Below are 20,962 nucleotides of genomic sequence, written 5' to 3'. Positions count from 1 at the left end.
CGCAGGAAAACCATGTTAAAAGAGGAGGGAATCGATTACATGCAGTAACTATAGCTTGGTTCCCCTTAGCATTTCTCTTTTTCCAGGTGCCCCGGGTAGTTTTTCAATGGTAAAGCCATTACTTTTTAGGGCACGTTTTAACTTCCCTGTGATGGCATAAGTCACAAATGTTCCGCCTGGTTTCAGGAAGCTGCAGGTATGTGCAATGATTTCATCAGACCACATTTCTGGTTGATGCTGTACGGAAAAGGCATCGTAGTAAACAAGGTCAAATGTAGCAGGGCTCTGAAATTGATCCAGTGTAATGTGTGGGATGGTTAGTTCCTGGCCTGGCAACAGGATTACTGGTGTGGTTAGTGCGTTTAAGTAATTGTTCTCTAAACTATTCCAGATGTTTTCAGGAACGTATTGCTGATAACCAGTAGATTTTAAGGCTTCCAGTTCTAAAGGAAAAGCCTCTAGTCCGGTATATTTTAGCTCCAGATTGTTGGCTGCCGCATATTCCAACGTCAGCAAAAAGTTTAGTCCGGTACCAAATCCAATTTCCAGGATGGAGATTTCCCGCTGATTGTCGGCTACGTGTTTTAATCCGGTATCAATAAACACATGTTTACTTTCTTGTAAAGCACCATGTTTGGAATGGTAATGTTCGCCAATCGTTTCGTTAAATAAGGTATTGGAGCCGTCGGCAGTTAAAGTTATGATATTCATTTTAGAGATGAGCCCTAAGCTTAATAGATGAACCGCAAGATAACAAAAAAGCGCGGCCTTCCTAAATAAGGAGGCCGCGCTTAAGCTTAAAGGCAGATTTGGATTACCACATCCTAATTCTGTCTTCTGGTTTTTTATATAATTTATCACCAGGTTTCACATCAAAAGCTTTGTACCAGGCATCCATATTTACTGGTGCACCGATGGTTCTGTATGGACCTGGAGAGTGTGGATCTGTTTTGATCAGCTGTGCTGCAGTTTCGTCCAGGATATTTCCTCTCCATACCTGAGCCCAGGATAAGAAGAAGCGTTGATCCGGAGTAAATCCATCAATTTTATCTTCCGACTGCCCTTGTTTGGTCATTTTAAATGCAGTGTATGCTGCGTTTAAACCCCCTAGGTCACCGATGTTTTCTCCCATCGTCAGTTTACCAATTACATGAATGGTATCTAAAACGGTATAAGCATCAAACTGTTCGCCAAGGGCCTTAGTTTTTGCTTCAAATTTAACTTTGTCTTCCGGTGTCCACCAGTTGCGTAAGTTTCCGTCTTTGTCATATTGACTTCCAGAATCATCAAATCCATGAGACATTTCATGACCAATAACTGCACCGATACCACCATAGTTTACGGCATCATCAGCATTAGGATCGAAGAATGGGAATTGTAGGATTCCGGCAGGGAAGACAATTTCATTCATGGTAGGACTATAATAAGCATTCACAGTAGGAGGCGTCATACCGAAACGGGTACGGTCTACCGGTTTGCCCAGCTGAGTCACCATTTCATTATATCCCCATGCGCCTGCGTTACGCAAGTTTTGAAGGTAAGTTGTACGGGTGATGGTTAGGCCTTCATAATCTTTCCATTTGTCTGGGTAACCAATTTTAGGAACAAAGGCGTTTAATTTTTCCAATGCTTTTCCTTTGGTCACATCACTCATCCAGTCCAGGTTATTGATTCTGATTTCAAAAGCTTTTCTAAGGTTCGCAATTAATTCTGTCATGCGGACTTTAGCATCTGGCTTGAAATATTGCGCCACGTACAATTGTCCCAGCAATTCACCAATGGTACCATCGGTTAGCTGCGACATGCGCTGCCATCTTGGAGTTTGTACTTTCTGACCAGTTTGTGCTTGTGTAAAGGCAAAGGAAGCATTTACAAATGGGCTGCTCAGGTTAGAAGCGGATGATTTTAATACATTCCATTCCAGGTAAGTCTTCCAGTCGGCTACAGGAACAGTTTTTAACATTCCGTCCAGGCTGACAAAGAATTTCGGCGAAGAAACCAGGATCGTATCCTGACCAGTTACCTTAAATTTAGGCAGCATCGTTACCCAGTTCAATTGCGGGGTAGTTTTGCTAAAGTCTGTTACTGTAAATTTATTATAGGTTTTATGTGGATCACGCATTTCCACTCTTGCCATTTGTGCTTCTGCCAATTGTTTTTCAATGGCCATCACGGTAGCGGCTTTTTTCTTAGCTTCAGCAGGGCTGTTTCCAGTTAAGGTAAACAGGGTAGTCATGTATTTATCATAAGCTTCTCTGATTTTTACACTTCTGCTGTCGTCTTTCAGGTAATAATCACGGTCAGGTAAGGTCGTTCCTCCCTGGCCTAGCTGTGCCATGTATTTATTTACATTTTTTCTGTCCTGGCCAACATAAAAGCTGAACATTGGTGCAGCCAGTCCGGTTGTTCTCAGGTAAGCAGCATGATCCAGAATTCCTTGCAGGTCTTTGATCTGTTTGATTTTCTCCAGGTCAGCTTTAATCGGTGTATAACCTAATTTTTCAATGGTTACACTATCCATTGCCGCTGCATAAAAATCACCTACACGTCTTTTTACAGAACCAGCAGGAGCTGATTTGTCTGCTGCAGCACCTTCTACCAGGCCCTTTACAGCATTGATGTTAAAGTCGCGAAGGGCGTTAAAGCTTCCCCAGCGTGTTTCTTTGGCGGGAACAGGGTTGTTTTTGATCCAGGTGCCACTGGCATACTGGTAGAAATCATCACCTGGTTTCACGGTAAGATCCATATTTGCAGGATCAATAAATTTCATCTGCGATTGCGCATTTGCAGTGTAGCTTGCAGCCACGATCCCCAAAGCAGCAAAATAGCTTTTCAGTTTAGTAGTCATAATAGTTAGTTAATAGTAGATAGATACAGCCCTCTTGATCCGAAAGGAAATGTTGGCTTAGCCATCAGAGGATCAATGTAGCAAATCCCTGGAAACAAATAATATATCTATTAAAAATATTACTTATTGAACCAGTAATATAGCTTGGTTAAGCCGAGTTTTCTAAAGATGACCCCTGTAAATAGAACTATCTTGATCGCTTTCATAACTTGGGTTTTTATATCTATTTAACATATTTTAACACAATTTATTGTGTGATGTTATGAAAAATATGATATAAACTTCGGCAAGCTGTATGATTATACTTGTTTTTTAATGCGCTGACGCTGACCGATATATAAGCCTAGGACTACCAGGAATGTTCCGCAGACGGTATACCAGGTGATGGGTTCATTCATCAGCCACCAGGCATAAAAGAAACCAAATAAAGGACATAAGAATAACCATAGGGAGGCTTTTACCGTATCTAGTTTCAGCAGAAAAAACCAGCAGATCAGTCCGATTACAGAAACGGCGAGACTCAGCCACAATACAGAATACCAGAAGGTAGCATCGGGTTGAAAAGATTTAAAATCACCAAATATAGCGGTAATAGGAAGCAGGAACAGCCCTCCGAGGGTAACTTGCCATCCATTGATCAGCAGATTTGGTAAGGTCCAGGTCACCCTTGCATAATATACACTTGCGAAAGAAACGACCACCATACTCAGCATGAGCAGTCCTATGCCCATCAAACTCGTACTTTGATTGCTCAATAAAGGGTAGGTGGCAAAAGCGATTCCGGTCATTCCAAGTACAATGCTTAGTATTTCTGCTCCTGAAGGCCTTCTACCAATCAGCCAGGAAGAAAATAGCACAATCAGTAGGGGATTAGTGGATACGGCTAAACTACCGATCCCGGCAGCAGTAAATTTCATGGCATAAACATACAGTCCCAAATACACCGCGGTATTTAGGAAGCCAAAAATAGCCAGCTGTTTCCATTCTATGGCATTGGGCAGGCGATAGATTTTATCTTTACTGATGCCATAACAATAACCCAGTAAGACAATTCCTGCCAGGAAAAAACGAACATTAGCGAGAATCAGTGGAGGGGATGAGCGCACACCAAATTTTGTAGCCACAGAGGCAGATGCCCAAAGCATGGAGAATAATACGCCGATCCCGATTGTCTTTATAGTCCCTTTTGTCATTTCGTTTTAAACCTAAGAAAATTGCTGATTTTATGGAAGCTTTAAACCTTAAGAAGGTGATAAAAAAACGCTAAGAATTGATAAATGAAGTTATCATCTGTTTTTATGTACAAGAACTTAATAAAAACTTAATGATAAAGGGGGGAGCTCTGCTTTTCTATTCCTTTACTTTTGTAATTAATTTATATATTGGATCACCAAATATAACAGCACCTAAGACCTCCATTTATTGAAACAGCTTACAGACCTGGCTTTGCTGGCCTTATTGAGAGAAGACAATGATGACGCGTTTAATGAAATTTATTCACGCTATTGGGATGTGGTATATGCGATTGCCTGCAAAAAGCTGAACAACAGAGAGGAGGCAAAAGATGTGGTTCACGATTTGTTTATGGTGATCTGGATAAAACGCCATACTTTAAAAATTACCACCACTTTTATTGGATTTATCTATACCATCTTAAAAAATAAGCTGACGGATCTCAACCGCCGGCAAACCTTACGCGTCAAACATGATGTGGAATATTTAAAGATTACCGAGGAAACAGAGCATTCCCTTTTTGAGCAATACACTACAAAGGAGATGGCCGGCCAGTTGAGTCTGGAAATACAGAACATGCCCGTTGGTATGCGTAAAATTTTTCAAATGAGCAGAGAAGAAGAACTTTCTGTGAATGAGATTGCCGGAAAATTATCTATTTCGTCTCAAACGGTAAAAAATCAAATTACCAGCGCATTGAAAAGACTTCGCGTAAAATGCCAATTGTATTAAAATTGGATAAAAAAGTATTTACTTACCCTACTCCTTTTGTTTAAGTTAGTTATGTATTTAGTATACGACAAGACAACAAAAAAAGCGCTTTTAAGGTGTGGTATTTTCGGATGCTTCCCCAATTGATGTCCTAAATTATTTAATGAAAATGCAGGTCAATAATGGCTTGTACAACGTGAACTCAAATTAAATGAATTATGAGGTGCAACAACCTACGATTAACTTTTTTGGCCATGTTAACGCTCGTCCTGGCCGGAAGCTGTAAAAGAAAACAATGGAAGACCTGGTTCCAGGTTCCGGAAAATTAAAAGCAAATCAGCTGGCTGTGGCAGCGGCTGGTGCAGCAGAAGTCACCATCAACTGGGAGCAAACTTATCAGCGTATTGATGGGTTTGGCGCTTTTGGCGGACGTATCGTGCCATTTTTTGAATCTCCAAAAAGAGATAGTATTATGTCTTATTTATGGGGGAATTCAGGTTTACAGTTAAATATGGTGCGAGGAAAAGTCCTGCATACCTATCCTTTTAACAAACAGACGGGAGTAGTGACCATCAAGCCAGCTGGGGTAGATATCGATGTAGATGTAAATAGTACCAGCTATACTTCACTTACGGCAGTTCAAAAGGAACATTTAGGACAGTTATGGATTTTGAAAAAGATTAAAGAACGTTATCAGGTACCCATTACGTTTGCCAGTACCTGGACACCTCCTTTGTCTATGAAAACAAATCCGAATGTTGAAAGTGCAAAGTGGTTTAATGGATTGAATTTCAGTACCAGCTCCAGTGATTTTGCAAAGTATCTGGCTGGATTTGCGAAATCTTACCAAAATGAAGGTGTGAATTTCTATGCAATTTCTCCTTCCAATGAACCTGAAAATGTGTTCTCAGACTGGGATGCTTCTTACTGGACTTCGGCACATCTTGGACAATTTGTAACCAATAATTTAAGACCGGCACTAAACCAGGCAGGGTTGAGTACCACCAAAATTCTCTCTTCTGAGAACGCGGCCTGGGGTACTGCGAATACTTTTCTTTCCGGTATGGACAGGAGTAATGTAGATATTCTTGCCGGACATGGTTATGTGGAAGTTGGCGAGTTAATTGGCGGAAAACGGGGCTTAAATCAGAATCCGGTGACCTGGAATTATGCTACTGCAAATAAACCGGTATGGATGACAGAAACTTCTGATGATAGCGGAAGTTATGACAATACCATTGTTGGTGGATTAAAACTGGCGACCAGTATGCATAAGTTCTTAGCAGAATGTAATGTCAACGCTTTTGTATACTGGCTTGGGATGCTGGCCATTCGTAATAATGAATCTCTGATCTGTACAAACAGCGATGGTTCCCTGGATTTTCCAAAAACTTACGACATAATGGGACAGTTTTCCAGATATATCCACGCCGGTTACTACAGGTTTGGCAGTACTGTAGCAAACAATTCTGTGTTAAAAGTTTCTGCTTATAAAGATCCGAATACAGGGAAGTTCAGTTTGGTGGTGATCAATCCTGGTACGGATGCGATCAGCACGACCTTACGCTTACAAGGTTTTTCGGCTGGAACATTGCTGAGTTTTCAGACTTCAGGAGGTAATACGGCACATTGGCAGCAAGGAAGTACTTTAAGTGCAGCCGCAGATGGCAGTTTTACGATTAGTGTTCCTGCTCAGAGTGTGACCACTTTTACCGGTCAAAAAAATTAAATAATGGGCAGCAGCTGTAGCATAGGCTAGAGCTGCTGCCTATTTTCAAAAAAAATAACTTTCTCATAGTACCTCTTTCTACCTCGTTCGTTATGTATTTAGTATATGAACGAAAAAGACAAAAACGACCTGTATAAAGAATTCGGAATCAATGGTCCTTCCGGTGTTTTTAAGGGTGAAAATGATAAAGAGGCCATACGTCAGGAAATCCTGGGACGTTTACAGGCTACCAAAAAAATCCAGCAGCAACAGCAGCATAGCGTCAAACTGAAAAGAAAGAAAGCAATGCTGAGTATGGCTGCAGCAATTAGTTTCCTCATACTTTCAGCAGGTCTGCTGTTTTACTATTCCTATAATAGCAATTACATCACGGTAACCGTTCCAAAAGGAGAGACCCGACAACTGGTCTTGCCAGATGGCTCTACGGTATGGTTAAATTCTGCCAGTACTTTTAAATACCCTAAAAAATTCGGAAAGAAAAGATTGGTCTATCTGGTAGATGGAGAGGGATTTTTTAACATCATTCATGATGATAAGGTTCCTTTCGTAGTAGAAGCTTCAGGAATTAAGACCAATGTGCTCGGAACTTCCTTCGTCGTAAAATCTTATCAGGCATTGTCTACAAGAAGTGTAGCCGTAGTAACAGGAAAGGTGGCGGTAACAGATGAACACGATCAAACCAGTGTTTTAATCAAAAATGAAGAGGTGGTTTACAACACAGATCACCGGAAACCCAAAGTATTAAAAGTAAAAGCAACTGAGCGTATGGCATGGAATGACGGCAATGTGATCCTGAATGCCGCTTATTTTGAAGACCTCGTGCTTGCCATAGAAAACACCTATCAGGTAAAGATCAAATACGATCAGCAGAAATTTAAAAATTGTCAGAACAGCATTCGCTTTAACACCCATCAAAGCTTAACAGAGGTACTGGACCTCATCAAGGAAATACAAGGAATTACTTACCAAATTAACAAAGAAAAGGAGGTGCTTATAACAGGTAGTGGATGTAACTAATCGGTCAATAGTATTAAAAAAGAAGATCAGTATCTGTTAGCGCAGATACTGATCAGAATGTACAGCATTTGGGTAACTCTTCGAAAAATTCTCCAGATGGCCGTGCTATGTTTCAATGAAATTTTAAAACGAATAAAAATATGAAAAAAAACATTACTACACTAATTCTTAAGATGATGAGAGTAGGATTAATAGTGTTTGCCACATTGCTGACTACCGCCGGAACCTTATTTGCGGAAACGGTATTTAGTCAGCGGCTAAAAAATGTTAAGGTGAGTGTTCACCTAAAAGGCGAATCCTTAGAAAAAGCAATAGAGAAAATCAGTAAAAGCAGCAATCTGGATTTTTCTTACAATAACAATGAGCTGAGAAAAGTGAAAGGAATCATGATGGACGTATCCGGTAAGCCCTTAAATGAGGTGCTGCTGGAGCTGTTACATGGCACTCCGTTTTCTTATCGGGAGTCCGAAAATAATGTCGTGATCTTTAGAAGACGTGATCAGGATGCCTTACCGGTTTTATCCTGGGTAAACGAAGCGATTTTGATTAAAGGGATGGTGACTGACGAAAAAGGACTGCCTATTCCAGGAGTTTCAGTTCGAATTATGGGAACGCCAAAAACTGCAACCACTGATGGAAATGGTAACTACCAGATTGAAGCAGGTTCGCCGGCAGATGTATTGGTGTTCAGCTATGTTGGTCTGACCGAGCAAAAAATCGTGATCGGTACGCGTAAACAGATCAATGTGATTTTACAAGACGACCAAAAATTTCTGAATGAGGTAGTTGTAGTTGGTTATGGTACACAGAAAAAGGTAAATCTGAGCGGTGCGGTAGACGGTGTTTCCGGTAAGGAAATCGCCAATAGGCCGATTACCAGTGTTGGTGCAGGTTTGCAAGGATTGATTCCCAACCTGAACATCAGCATTTCCAGTGGTCAGGTGAACAAAGCGCCAAAATTTAACATCCGTGGTTTTACCTCTCTAAATGGTGGTTCTCCTTATATTTTAGTGGACAACGTGCCTTTTACGAATGAGGAGCTGATGGCTTTAAATCCTGCAGATATTGAGAATGTAACGGTATTGAAAGATGCGGCATCGGCAGCGATCTATGGTGCAAGAGGTGCTTTTGGAGTGATCTTAATTACTACTAAATCAGCACAGAGTACCGATTTGAAGATTAGCGCTAATACGTATTATGCCATCAGACAATTAGGTAAAGTGCCGGAAGTGGTGACTGATCCGTTGACCGTAATGGAATATAAACATGATGCCGCTTATCCTTTATATAACTTATTCCCGGAAAGCGATAGGGAGTATGCCAGGAAACTTGCCGCAGATCCTTCTTTACCATCAGTTATTATTTCTCCAACAGATAAAAATGCCTGGATGTATTATGGCAGTACAAACTGGATGGACGAAGTTTATAATCCATCTGCCCCGACTTATAATGCCAATGTGAACATCTCCAAAAAAGATGATAAACTAAGCTATTATATGTCTACAGAATATTTTAGAAACGAAGGGATGTTTAAGTATGGAAACGATACTTACGACCGTTACAACCTTCGCGCTAAAGCAGATTATAATTTATCGAAATGGCTGACCATAGGAAATAATACTTCCTTTATGACCAGTACCTATGATGAGCCTTCCTATAATGGAGAGGGTTTCTTTCATAACGTAAACAGACAAAGTTCATTGGATGTGCCTACCAATCCGGATGGCAGCTGGACTTCTACTGGAGCCGCTTTATTGGGTAAAATGCAAAGTGGCGGCCGCAGAGTAACCAGAGGAAATAGCTTTCAGACCACTTTTACTGCAAAAGCATCTCTGGTAAAAGACATCTGGGATTTAAAAGCAGACGCCACAGTTAGAAAAATTGATAGTGCCGGAAGATCCTATGACCTCCCTATTCCTTATAAAACAGGACCAAATTCGGCGATTAGCTATAGCGGCGATCCAGCAGGATCGGCAAGGAATGTAGATAGACACATCAGACACAATATTTACAATATCTATACCGACTTCCACAAAACCTTTAATGAAAAGCATTACTTGCAAGTTCTTGCCGGTTTTAATCAGGAAACCAGAAACTGGAACTACAGCTCGGTATCTCGAAAAGGCTTAATCAGTGCAACATTGCCTTCTATCAATCTGGCTACAGGTGCATTTGAAGCAGAAGAAAGTATTGAAGATTGGGCGGTTAGGGGTTGGTTCTATCGCTTCAACTATATTTTCGACAACAAGTATATTGTGGAATTAAATGGCCGTTATGACGGTACTTCCCGTTTTCCTGCTGATGATCGATGGGGCTTTTTCCCTTCTGCTTCTGTGGCATGGGTAGCCAGTAATGAAAAATTCTTTAAACCTGTAGCGGAAAAGCTAAAAATCGACTTACTGAAATTCCGTGCTTCTTATGGTGCATTGGGTAATCAGGATGTGAGCGCTTATTACTATATCCCAACAATGAAACCAGGTACTATTGGGCAGATTCTGGACGGAAGTAAACCGACTACCGTAAATCCTCCAGGCGCAGTAGCCAATAGTTTAACCTGGGAACGAATTTCTACCCTGAACTTTGGTGTGGATGTAAGTTTGCTGAAAAACAGATTAGACCTGAATTTTGATCGCTATACCAGGTATACCAAAGGAATGCTGACCAAAGGTAAGGTCTTGCCGGGTCCTTTTGGAACAGTTGAACCCAAAGTAAATGCGGCTGATTTGAAAACTAAAGGATGGGAATTGAGAATCGGATGGAAAGATGGTTTTATGGTGAGTAACAGTCAGCTGTACTATAACATCGGATTTAATATCGGCGATAGCCGTAGTTTTATTACCAAGTTTGACAACCCTAGCGGACAGATTGGTAAAGATGAATTTGGTAACGAAAGATACTATGTAGGTAAAGAACTTGGAGAAATCTGGGGATTGGAAACAGAAGGGTTTTTCCAATCTAAAGAAGAAATTGCCAACCATGCCGACCAAAGTGCAGTAGGTGCTGATGATACCGGATACCTGTTTGATGTAGGTGATTTAAAGTTTAAAGACCTGAATGGTGATGGTAAAATCGACAAAGGTGACAATACCCTTGCGAACCATGGAGATCAAAAAATCATTGGAAATACCACGGCCAGATACCAATATGGAATTGACCTCGGTGCAGGATGGAAAGGTTTTGATATCCGGATGTTCTTCCAGGGCGTGGGTAAAAGAGACTGGTATCCCAATGCAAGTAACCATTATTTCTGGGGCGTGTACGCGCAGCCATGGACCAATGTGCAGGTACACAACCTGGACCACTGGACTCCGGAAACTCCAAATGCCTATTTTCCACGTGTAAAAGCTTATATCGCGGAAGATGAGTCAGAATTGGGAAATCCACAAACAAGATACCTGCAGGATGCTTCTTACCTGAGGTTGAAAAATCTAACGCTTGGTTATACACTTCCTAAATCTTTAACTACAAAGATGAAGATGGACAAGCTTAGGGTGTACTTCAGTGCAGAAAACTTATTTGATGTTTCACACATCAAAGCCAGGTTAGACCCTGAAGGATTGGACGGAAAAGTCTATCCTTTCCAAAAAACATACTCCCTTGGTTTAAACCTTAATTTTTAACGCAAGACCTCATGAAACTAAAAACAACTTATATCCTTGCACTAGGATTGATGACGATAGGGATGACGGCCTGCAAGAAAGATTTCCTGCAGAGAAACCCGGAAACCGAAATTACTGAAGGCGTATTCTTTCAATCACCAGCAGATTTAGAAACTTATAGCAATGGTTTTTACCAACAAATTGAACCCAATTATTCTGATATTAATTCAGACAATATTTCAAATTATAATGCGAATGGAGAGGTCGATTTATTAGTCAGAGGAGGATTATCTGCCGCTAACGTTGGCGGTTGGGGAAAAGATGATTGGGAAGATTTAAGAAGGGTCAACTTTATGCTGGATCATATTGGACAGGCAAAAGGCGATCCAGTATTGATCAAACATTATGTCGGTATCGCACGCTTTTTCCGCGCGATGTTTTACTTCGATAAAATAAAAAAATATAGCAATGTACCTTGGTATGGCCATGTTCTGTCTGAAAATGATCCTGAATTGTACAAAGGACAAGACCCAAGAGCATTGGTTGTTGATTCTGTATTGAACGATCTGAATTATGCAGCAACGAATATCAAAATTGATGCAAAAGGAAAAGATACGAAAACCAGGGTAACGAAATGGGCGGCACTGGCTTTATTGTCTCGTTTTGCTTTACATGAAGGCACATTCAGAAAGTATCATGATGAACTTGGATTGACCAGTGATTATCAGCGTTTCTTAGATATTGCAGTAGCGGCTTCCGACAAAATTATGAAAGAAGGTGGTTTTGAATTGCTGAGTACTGGAAATGGTGCGGCGGATTATAGGTCTCTATTTTCAAGTCCTACGCTATCCGGCAACAAGGAAATGATCATGTGGGCAGATTATAACAGAGAATTGGGCGTAGGAAATAATACCCATACGGTTCTTGATTATACCTGGTCGCTGAGCAGAAGTCTTGCAGATACCTATTTGAAAACAGATGGGAGCCCTTTTACTTCCAGTCCGGGGTATAATACCAAGGTTTATACGGAAGTATTTAAGGATCGCGATCCGAGGATGGCGGAAACGATTATTAACCCAGCATTCAGAGGATTCAATACACTTAATGAGCCTTATGTGATCAAAGCAACTTTAGGTGGATACAATCAAATCAAGTTTTACCCTCGTGATCCGGCACTAAGACAAGGATGGCAGGCAAATTATACTGGATTGCCAGTTTTTAGGTATGCGGAGATATTGTTGATCAATGCAGAAGCAAAAGCAGAATTAGGAAGTATCAGTCAGATAGATCTTGATCAGACCATCAACCTATTACGCAGCCGTGTACAAATGCCTCCATTGAATATGGGGGTAGCTGTAGATCCTGTTCTGGCTGCAATGTATCCAAATGTAAGCACTGCGGTATTGCTGGAAATACGTCGTGAGAGAAGGGTAGAAACTGCTTGTGAAGGTTTCCGTTTTAGTGATTTAATGCGCTGGAAATCGGGTAATTTATTCCAGGACAGTCAGCAGGGAATGTATGTTCCTGCATTGGGTGCCATGGATGTTACCGGCGACGGGAAACCTGATATTGCCATTCTGCCTCATCCTGATGATGAATCTTCAATTGCCAGTATTCCAGCGGAAGAAAGAGCAAAATTGTCGAAGTTTTACCTGAAAGATAAAGCTGGAAAAGATCAGAATTTCTACCTGAGCAATGGTAATTCAGGCTTTATTGCCTTTACCAGAGACAGAGATCAGCCAAGGAATTTTATTAGCCCGAAATATTATTACCGACCAATCCCAGTAGGAGAAGTGGTCGCTAATCCTCAGCTGAAACAGGTTTTTGGCTGGTAAATTAAGCAGGAAAAGGTATTTTTGAACTGTTATTTAATGCCCCTTATACAGCAGCAGGTCTAAATACCTGCTGCTTTTTTAATTGGTATCAGGTGAATTCAGATTGGCAATCACATCAGCTGTTAAGAACTGATATCATAATATACTGATATTATGATATGTTGATGTCATGATGTATGAATGAGCTATTGATAAACCACCAATTGACCTGGTCCTATACGATACGATCAATTGATGAAATGAACCACACACAATTACCATAAACACTAAATGAAACCCTAATGAGATTAATTTTTACAGTAGCTTTTGCGCTCCTGGCCAATGTGGCGGGAGCACAATATAAAGGGAAGGTTTTCCTGGATGAGAATAAGAATAAAACCTGGGACGCAGGCGAAAAGGGTATGAAAGATGTTTCCGTATCCGATGGACAAAATGTCTTAAAAACAGATATGAACGGCAATTTTTCCTTACCAGGGCATACAAAAAACCGCTTTATATTTGTCACGGTTCCTGCCGGGTATAAACTGAGTGCAAAACATTACCTTAAAATTGAAGATAAGGTAGAAGCTTATAATTTCGGTCTGCTTCCAGACCCTACCAGTGCAGGTTCTTCGGTGAAGATGCTGCAAATTACAGATACCGAAACCGACAAATACAACGACTGGATTACCAACCTGAAGAATTTTTCGAAGAATCAGGAGGTTAGCTTTATTGTTCATACGGGCGATATCTGTTATGAAAAAGGGCTTAATTTTCATGCAAATCAGGTGACTCCAGAAGCGTTGGGGAAACAAATCTTTTACTGTATTGGAAATCATGACCTGGTAAAAGGTGCCTATGGGGAAGAACTTTTTGAAAGTCTTTTTGGTCCGGTTTATTATTCCTTCGATGCCGGTCCGGCACATTTTATTGTGACGCCAATGCGCTCCGGTGACGTACAGCCTTCTTATACGGTTGATGAGGTGATCAGCTGGATGAAAAACGACCTTGCTGCCACCGATAAAAATAAACCGGTGATCATTTTTAACCATGATCTGCTGACCTATAATGATCAGTTTGTATTGAAAGGGAAAAATGACTCCATCAACCTGAATGAAAATAATTTGAAAGCCTGGGTTTATGGCCACTGGCACAATAATTTTGTCAGGAAAAGTGATAAAACGGGGATTCAATATGTGTCTTCTGCCGCGCCAAGTATGGGGGGGATCGACAACTCTGCCGGACAGTTTTTATCCATAGAAATTGATAAGGATGGAGTAAAAGAAATTAAGCCTCATTACACTTATTTACATGATCATCTAGTGGTAAATAGCCCTAATGGTTCAGATATGATAATAGTGAAAGATGGTAATTTGATGATTTCTGCGAACATTTACGATACTGAAAATGTAGTGAAATCAGCCAAAAGTATCATCTATGATGAAAAAGGAAACCAGATTGCAGTCTCAGCTTTAACTGCAAATACAGATTGGAGCTGGTATGGAAAAGTGCCTGCTGCTAAAATCACTAAAGGTAAGTCCTATATGATTCAAACGGAAGTAACTTATGACGGTGGAAGGGTGCATATCGAAAAACAAGCTTTTATTTTACCAGTAAATGCAAGGATGGGAATGTCTTCGAACTCAGGATTACACTCTGCTGCTTCAATAGGATCTGTGGAGTCTAACCAGGGAAAAGCGACTGCTTTAGCCTTGAAATGGGTAAACAATATCAAAGGAAGTATATGGAAAGGCAGTCCTTTACTTGCCGAAGGTAAATTATTTGTTGCCACTATTGATGATGCGAATAACCTGCAATGTGGGATTAGCGCTTTAGATCCTATAACTGGCAAAATCTTATGGCATTATAAAACGCGTAATTCTATAAAACATACGCTTGCTGATGAAAGAGGGATAATTTTAGGGACGGATATGGAAGGATTTACCTATGCATTAAAACCTGACAATGGGGCATTGATCTGGAAAAAGGACTTGGGAATGAAAACTCTTCCCGGTTATATATCTGGGGGTATTGCCGACAAAGGTATCTACTATACTGGTTCAGGGTCTTATTTGCAGGCTTTAGAGGTGGCTACCGGAAAAACAATCTGGATCAATAAAGATTGGACTGGAGGAGAAGGAACACCAGAGAAAATGACAATGGCAGGAGAGGTTCTGATCACTGGAAGTAACTGGCAGAGTTTATTTGGTCATGACCGTAAAACCGGGAAATTGCTATGGAAAAGAAGTGATGAGGGACTTCGTTTTAGAAGCAGCACAGGAATTTATAAAGGAGGCAAAGTATACATCACAGGCTTGAATGCCATATTTATCCTGGATCCTTTAACAGGAAAAAATATAGATAAAATTGAGGGGACCTACGACTTTAAAGTAATGGCAACTCCTTTAATTACAGATCAGCATCTGATTATGCCGACTTCTACAAATGGCGTTGTTGCTTACGATTTGAAAACATTAAAAGAAGTATGGAATAGGCCTACCGGCAATGCTTTGGTTTATTCGGCACCTTATACTGGTCCGGGAGCTGCCACCGTAGAAAGTACCGTCGTTAAATATGGAAATGATTTGCTGTTTGCAGCTTCTGATGGTCATTTATATGTGATCAATGAAAAGTCAGGAGAAGTACTACAAAAACTAAACCTGGGAGCACCAGTATTTGCTGATCCTGCACTAAATGGAAAACAGCTTTTTCTAGCTGATTTTGCTGGTAACGTGTATGGGTTCGAAATAAAGTAAATTATGTTGCAATGTTGTTGCAGTTTAACAGGGATACCTGGTTAATTGTTACATTTGGGCCATCAATTAGAAAACAATGAAGAAATTTATCTTACTATGTCAGTTGGTGGCCCTCTCATTTTATGGGGTTGCCCAGAATAAAATGCTGACCATGCAGGACGCAATGAGTAATGCCCGTACCACTCTTGCACCTGAAAATTTATCACAGCTGCAGTTCATCTACGGAACAGAAAACTATGTGTATGCCAAACGTCAGGCCAATGGACCGGTATGGATGTCGGGAAACTTTAAAGCAAAAGAAGAACAAGCGCTTCTTTCACTCGGACAACTCAATCAAAAGCTTCGCGCAGTTCAACAGGATACGCTAAATACGATGCCAGTGATTCAGTTTAATCAGGGGGCTGATTGGATTATGTATGTTAAAGGTGCTAAAATGGCCTTTAATCCTGTTAATAACACTTTTAAAACATTGCTAAGCGCAGAACTTGCTGCTAAAACAAATGCCGAAGAAAGTAAAGCCGGCTATGTGGCTTACCTGGATAAATTCAATCTTTTTGTTACTAATGGAACTACTGCTGAGCAAGTAACAACAGACGGAACTGCAGATATTGTGTATGCTTCTTCTGTTCATAGAGAAGAATTTGGGATCTCAAAAGGGATTTTCTGGAGTAATAGTGGTAAACTGCTGGCTTTCTACAGGATGGACCAGAGTATGGTTACAGATTACCCAATCTCAGATTGGACAAGCCGTCCGGCCAAAAATGTCAATATTAAATATCCGATGGCAGGCGACAAAAGTCACCATGTAACAGTAGGAGTATATAATCCAGCTACAAAAGCGTTGGTATACCTGAAAACCGGCGAACCGATAGAACAATACCTGACCAATATTGCATGGAGCCCGGATGATAAATCTGTATTTATTGCGATCGTAAACCGCGAGCAAAACCACATGAAACTAAATCAATATGATGCAGTAACAGGTGATTTTGTTAAAACTATCTTTGAAGAGAAAGATGAAAAATATGTTGAGCCATTGGTACCTATGTTATTCCTTAAAACAGATCCTTCTAAATTTATCTGGCAAAGTAACCGAGATGGATGGAATCATTTGTATTTATATGATCTAAAAGGAAAAGTTCTGAAACAATTGACGAAAGGCAATTGGGAAGTAACAGAAGTGAAAGGCTTTAACCCTAAAGGTGATCAGCTGTTTTATGTGTCTACTGAAGAATCTCCAATTACAAGAAATTTATATTCATTGGATTTAAAATCGGCAAAATCTAAACGGATTACGCAAGGTTTTGCAGTGCATAATACGCAAATCAGCAGCACAGGAAATACAGTGATTGATAATTACAGCAGTCCTGAGGTACCAAAACTAATCCAGTTGCTGGAAGTGGCTACCGAAAAAACTAAGGTATTATTGAAAGCAGCAAATCCGCTGGCGCAATATGCTACTGAAAACTCATCCATTTTCACCATTAAGAGTGATACTGGTGATGACCTTTATTGCAGTATTTACAAGCCCCTAAATTTTGATAGTACGAAAAAATACCCGGTAATTGTTTACTGGTATGGTGGCCCACATGCACAATTAATTAGCAATAGCTGGAACGCTGGTGCCGGTGATTACTGGTTCAGATATATGGCACAGCAGGGTTTTGTAGTGTTGACTATGGATACCCGCGGCAGTGACAATAGAGGAAAAGCTTTTGAGCAGTCGATGTTTAGACATGCTGGTGCCGTTCAGTTGGAAGATATGAAAAAAGCCGTAGGTTACCTGAAATCATTATCCTATGTTGATCCTAGTAATATGGGCTTATTTGGCTGGAGTTTTGGCGGTTTTAGTACCGTAAATGTGATGCTAAAGGAACCAGGTCTATTCAAAGCTGCGGTTGCTGGTGGCCCGGTCATCAATTGGAACTTTTATGAAATCATGTACACGGAACGTTATATGGATACACCTAAAGAGAATCCTGAAGGCTATGCAGAAACGAATCTATCTGACCATGTGGGCAGCCTGAAAGGTAAATTACTATTGATTCACGGGGTGCAGGATCCAGTAGTTGTACAACAGCATACCGTTGATTTTATTAAACATGCAGTGGATAAGAATATTCAGCTGGATTATATGATCTATCCGGGGCATGAGCATAATGTGATTGGCAAGGACCGTGTTCATCTTTATCAGAAAGTAACAGATTACTTTATGCAGAACCTGAAAAAATAAGGAGTTAGTAAATTAATACTGCTAAAAAAGCGGGTTGTACTTTTCGGTCTCAAAATCTTTTGAAAACAAGATTTTACAGGCCCTCAAAGCACAAACCCGCTTTTTTTAATTAAGGTCCCTGGAGGACTGAAATGCAGGATGTCAGTTGTTCGAGGGGCCGCTTAACTAAAAATGAGGGAATGCTAGGAGCCGACCTGTAAATATTTTGCCCTTTAGCAAAAGATTTGAGTCGGCGAGTAGTAACCCGAATTTTTCTCTTTCTGAATTAAAAAGCTATTTTTGCATCTCAACAGATACTTTTTCGTAATAATGAGCATTTCCACAAAATACGACCCGGCAGCGACCGAAGATAAATGGTACAGCTACTGGATGTCAAAGAACTTTTTCCATTCTGAACCGGATGAACGCGAGCCATATACCATTGTAATTCCACCTCCAAACGTCACAGGTGTATTGCACATGGGACATATGTTGAACAATACGATTCAGGATGTATTGATTCGTAAGGCAAGAATGCAAGGTAAAAATGCATGCTGGGTACCTGGTACTGACCATGCGTCTATTGCGACAGAGGCGAAAGTCGTGGCGATGTTAAAAGAACGTGGTATTGACAAGAAGGACCTGACAAGGGAAGAATTCTTAAAATATGCATGGGAATGGAAAGAAAAATACGGTGGTATTATTCTGGAACAATTGAAGAAATTAGGTGCCAGCTGCGACTGGGAGCGTACTCGTTTTACCATGGAAGACGATATGTCTGCTGCGGTAATCGACTGTTTCATCCATTTATATAAAAAGGGAAGAATTTACCGCGGGGTAAGGATGGTGAACTGGGATCCGGCAGGAAAAACTTCTGTTTCTGATGAGGAAGTGATCCGTAAAGAGGTAAATCAAAAACTATATTATATCAAATATACAGTTGCGGGAGGCAATGATCAGGAGTTTCTGACTATTGCCACTACGCGTCCGGAAACCATTATGGCGGATGCAGCCATCTGTGTGAACCCAAATGATGAGCGTTATGCACACCTGAAAGGGAAGAAAGTGTTTGTACCGTTGATCAACCGTGAGATTCCTGTAATTGAGGATGATTATGTAACGATGGACTTTGGAACAGGTTGTTTAAAGGTTACTCCGGCGCATGATCTGAACGATTATGAATTAGGATTGAGACATAAATTACCGGTAATTGACATCTTAAATGACGATGGGACTTTAAATGAGCTGGCACAGATTCTTGTGGGTGAAGATCGTTTTATCGCGAGAAAAAAGATAGCCAAATTATTGGATGAGGCTGGACACCTGGATAAGGTAGAAGACTATAAATCACAGGTAGGTTTTTCTGAGCGTACAGATGCGGCAATTGAGCCAAAACTATCTATGCAATGGTTCTGTAAAATGGACGAAATGGCGAAGCCTGCATTGGAAGATGTGTTGAATGGTGATGTGAAATTAATTCCAGAAAAATTCCAGAACACTTATCGTCATTGGATGGAAAATATCCGTGATTGGAATATCAGTCGCCAGTTATGGTGGGGACAACAAATCCCGGCCTGGTATGACAATCAGGGGAACTGGGTAGTTGCAAAAACTAAAGAAGAAGCTTTAACGGAATTTTTAAAGCTAAAAGATATTGATGGTGCGTTTACGGAAGAAGAAGCAAATGGTTTCAAAAACCAGTTGGCTCCGTTTGTAAATCAAGATCCTGATGTAATGGATACCTGGTTCTCTTCCTGGTTATGGCCTATTTCTGTGTTTGATGGATTTAAAAACCCAGATAATAAAGAAATCAATTATTACTATCCGACCAATGATTTGGTGACTGCTCCTGAGATTTTATTCTTCTGGGTAGCAAGAATGATCATGGCTGGACATGAGTTCCGCGGTCAGAAGCCATTTACGAATGTTTATTTAACAGGTATTGTTAGGGATAAACAAGGACGTAAAATGTCTAAATCATTAGGGAATTCTCCTGATCCAATCGGACTGATTGAAAAATACGGTGCTGATGGGGTACGTGTTGGGATGCTGCTTTGCTCTCCTGCAGGAAATGATTTGATGTTTGATGAAAGTTACTGCGAACAAGGAAGGAATTTTGCTAATAAGATCTGGAATGCATTCCGGTTGGTAAAAGGATGGGAAGTAGATTATACTTTGCCGAATCCAAATCAACAAGCGATTTCATGGTTCGAAAATCGTTTCAATGAAGCATTAGTAGAAATTGAAGATAACTTTAAACAGTACCGTTTATCAGAAGCGTTAATGACTTCCTATAAATTAGTATGGGATGACTTCTGTGCATGGTATCTGGAAATGGTAAAACCTGCTTATCAGCATCCAATTGATGCAGAAACGTTAAAGTTCACCATCGGTTTCTTTGAAAAGATTTTGACGCTTTTACATCCATATATGCCTTTCCTTACGGAAGAGCTGTGGCATGATGAGTTGTTCAGTGCAAGAGGAGAGATGGATTGCTGTATTGTAGCTTCATATCCTGTTGTAGGTTCAATTGATGTGCCATTATTGAAAGATGTAGAGATCGTAAAAGGACTGATTGCAGAGATCAGAAATGTACGTAACACCAAACAAATTTCTCCAAAAGATGCTTTGCCTTTGAGTATTAAGGTAAACTCTGGATTGGATTATGAAAAGTGGTTCAATGTGATCTCTAAAGTTGTAAATATTGCTGAAGTAACCTTTGTAACAGATAAAATCGCTGGTGCTGTGAGTTTCATGGTTGGAAAAGATGAATTCTTTATTCAACTGAATGAAACGATTGATGTAGCAGCAGAAAAAGAACGTCTAAATGCTGAATTGACTTATCTGCAAGGTTTCATGAAGTCGGTAGATGCGAAGTTGAGCAACGAACGTTTTGTTCAAAATGCGAAACCTGAGATCATTCAGAATGAACGCAATAAAAAGGCAGACGCAGAATCTAAAATCAGTACTATTTTAGGACAAATCGAATCTTTAGGGTAATCGTTAATGATGCCCTTTGATATATGATCAAATGAAAAAGACA

At 40.4% G+C, this 20,962-nt stretch carries 11 protein-coding genes; 8 read left to right on the top strand and 3 right to left on the bottom strand.

The genetic code is table 11. The features are described from left to right. Positions 1-48: 48 nt before the first annotated feature. From mnmD to AQ505_RS21495, 3 genes are all read right to left on the bottom strand, one after another. On the bottom strand, positions 49-711 hold the full coding sequence (gene mnmD, locus AQ505_RS21505) for a tRNA (5-methylaminomethyl-2-thiouridine)(34)-methyltransferase MnmD (protein WP_062551151.1): 663 nt from the start codon (positions 709-711) through the stop codon (positions 49-51). 103 nt (positions 712-814) lie between these two features. Then, positions 815-2,848, bottom strand: a complete 2,034-nt coding sequence (locus tag AQ505_RS21500) for a M13 family metallopeptidase (RefSeq protein ID WP_062550078.1) — start codon at positions 2,846-2,848, stop codon at positions 815-817. A 299-nt stretch (positions 2,849-3,147) separates the two neighbouring features. Further along, entirely contained in the window at positions 3,148-4,041 is an 894-nt protein-coding gene (locus AQ505_RS21495) for a DMT family transporter (protein WP_231634955.1), read from the bottom strand. A gap of 229 nt (positions 4,042-4,270) precedes the next feature. Here AQ505_RS21495 and AQ505_RS21490 point away from each other — a divergent pair, with 229 nt between their 5' ends. From AQ505_RS21490 to AQ505_RS21455, 8 genes are all read left to right on the top strand, one after another. Then, a complete protein-coding gene (locus tag AQ505_RS21490) occupies positions 4,271-4,813 on the top strand; it encodes an RNA polymerase sigma-70 factor (RefSeq protein ID WP_062550077.1) in 543 nt (180 codons plus the stop codon). Between the two features lie 274 nt (positions 4,814-5,087). Beyond that, positions 5,088-6,521, top strand: a complete 1,434-nt coding sequence (locus tag AQ505_RS21485; protein WP_231634954.1) for a glycoside hydrolase — start codon at positions 5,088-5,090, stop codon at positions 6,519-6,521. A gap of 105 nt (positions 6,522-6,626) precedes the next feature. Further along, the gene (locus tag AQ505_RS21480) at positions 6,627-7,538 is read left to right on the top strand and encodes a FecR family protein (RefSeq protein ID WP_062550076.1); all 912 of its coding nucleotides are present in this window, start codon (positions 6,627-6,629) and stop codon (positions 7,536-7,538) included. 140 nt (positions 7,539-7,678) lie between these two features. Continuing rightward, positions 7,679-11,158: a TonB-dependent receptor gene (locus AQ505_RS21475; protein ID WP_197286253.1), complete on the top strand. Its 3,480-nt coding sequence runs from the start codon at positions 7,679-7,681 to the stop codon at positions 11,156-11,158. 11 nt (positions 11,159-11,169) lie between these two features. Beyond that, positions 11,170-12,972, top strand: coding sequence for a RagB/SusD family nutrient uptake outer membrane protein (locus tag AQ505_RS21470; RefSeq protein WP_062550075.1), 1,803 nt, complete (start codon positions 11,170-11,172; stop codon positions 12,970-12,972). Between the two features lie 281 nt (positions 12,973-13,253). Next, complete coding sequence (locus tag AQ505_RS21465; RefSeq protein WP_062550074.1) at positions 13,254-15,707, top strand: outer membrane protein assembly factor BamB family protein; 2,454 nt, start codon at positions 13,254-13,256, stop codon at positions 15,705-15,707. Positions 15,708-15,783: 76 nt separating this feature from the next. Continuing rightward, positions 15,784-17,940, top strand: coding sequence for a S9 family peptidase (locus AQ505_RS21460; protein WP_062550073.1), 2,157 nt, complete (start codon positions 15,784-15,786; stop codon positions 17,938-17,940). A gap of 309 nt (positions 17,941-18,249) precedes the next feature. Continuing rightward, positions 18,250-20,919, top strand: coding sequence for a valine--tRNA ligase (locus tag AQ505_RS21455; protein ID WP_062550072.1), 2,670 nt, complete (start codon positions 18,250-18,252; stop codon positions 20,917-20,919). Positions 20,920-20,962: the final 43 nt, after the last annotated feature.

Source organism: Pedobacter sp. PACM 27299 (genome assembly GCF_001412655.1).
In the GTDB taxonomy this organism is placed as follows: domain Bacteria; phylum Bacteroidota; class Bacteroidia; order Sphingobacteriales; family Sphingobacteriaceae; genus Pedobacter.
This window is presented reverse-complemented; position numbering and strand designations above follow the sequence as displayed.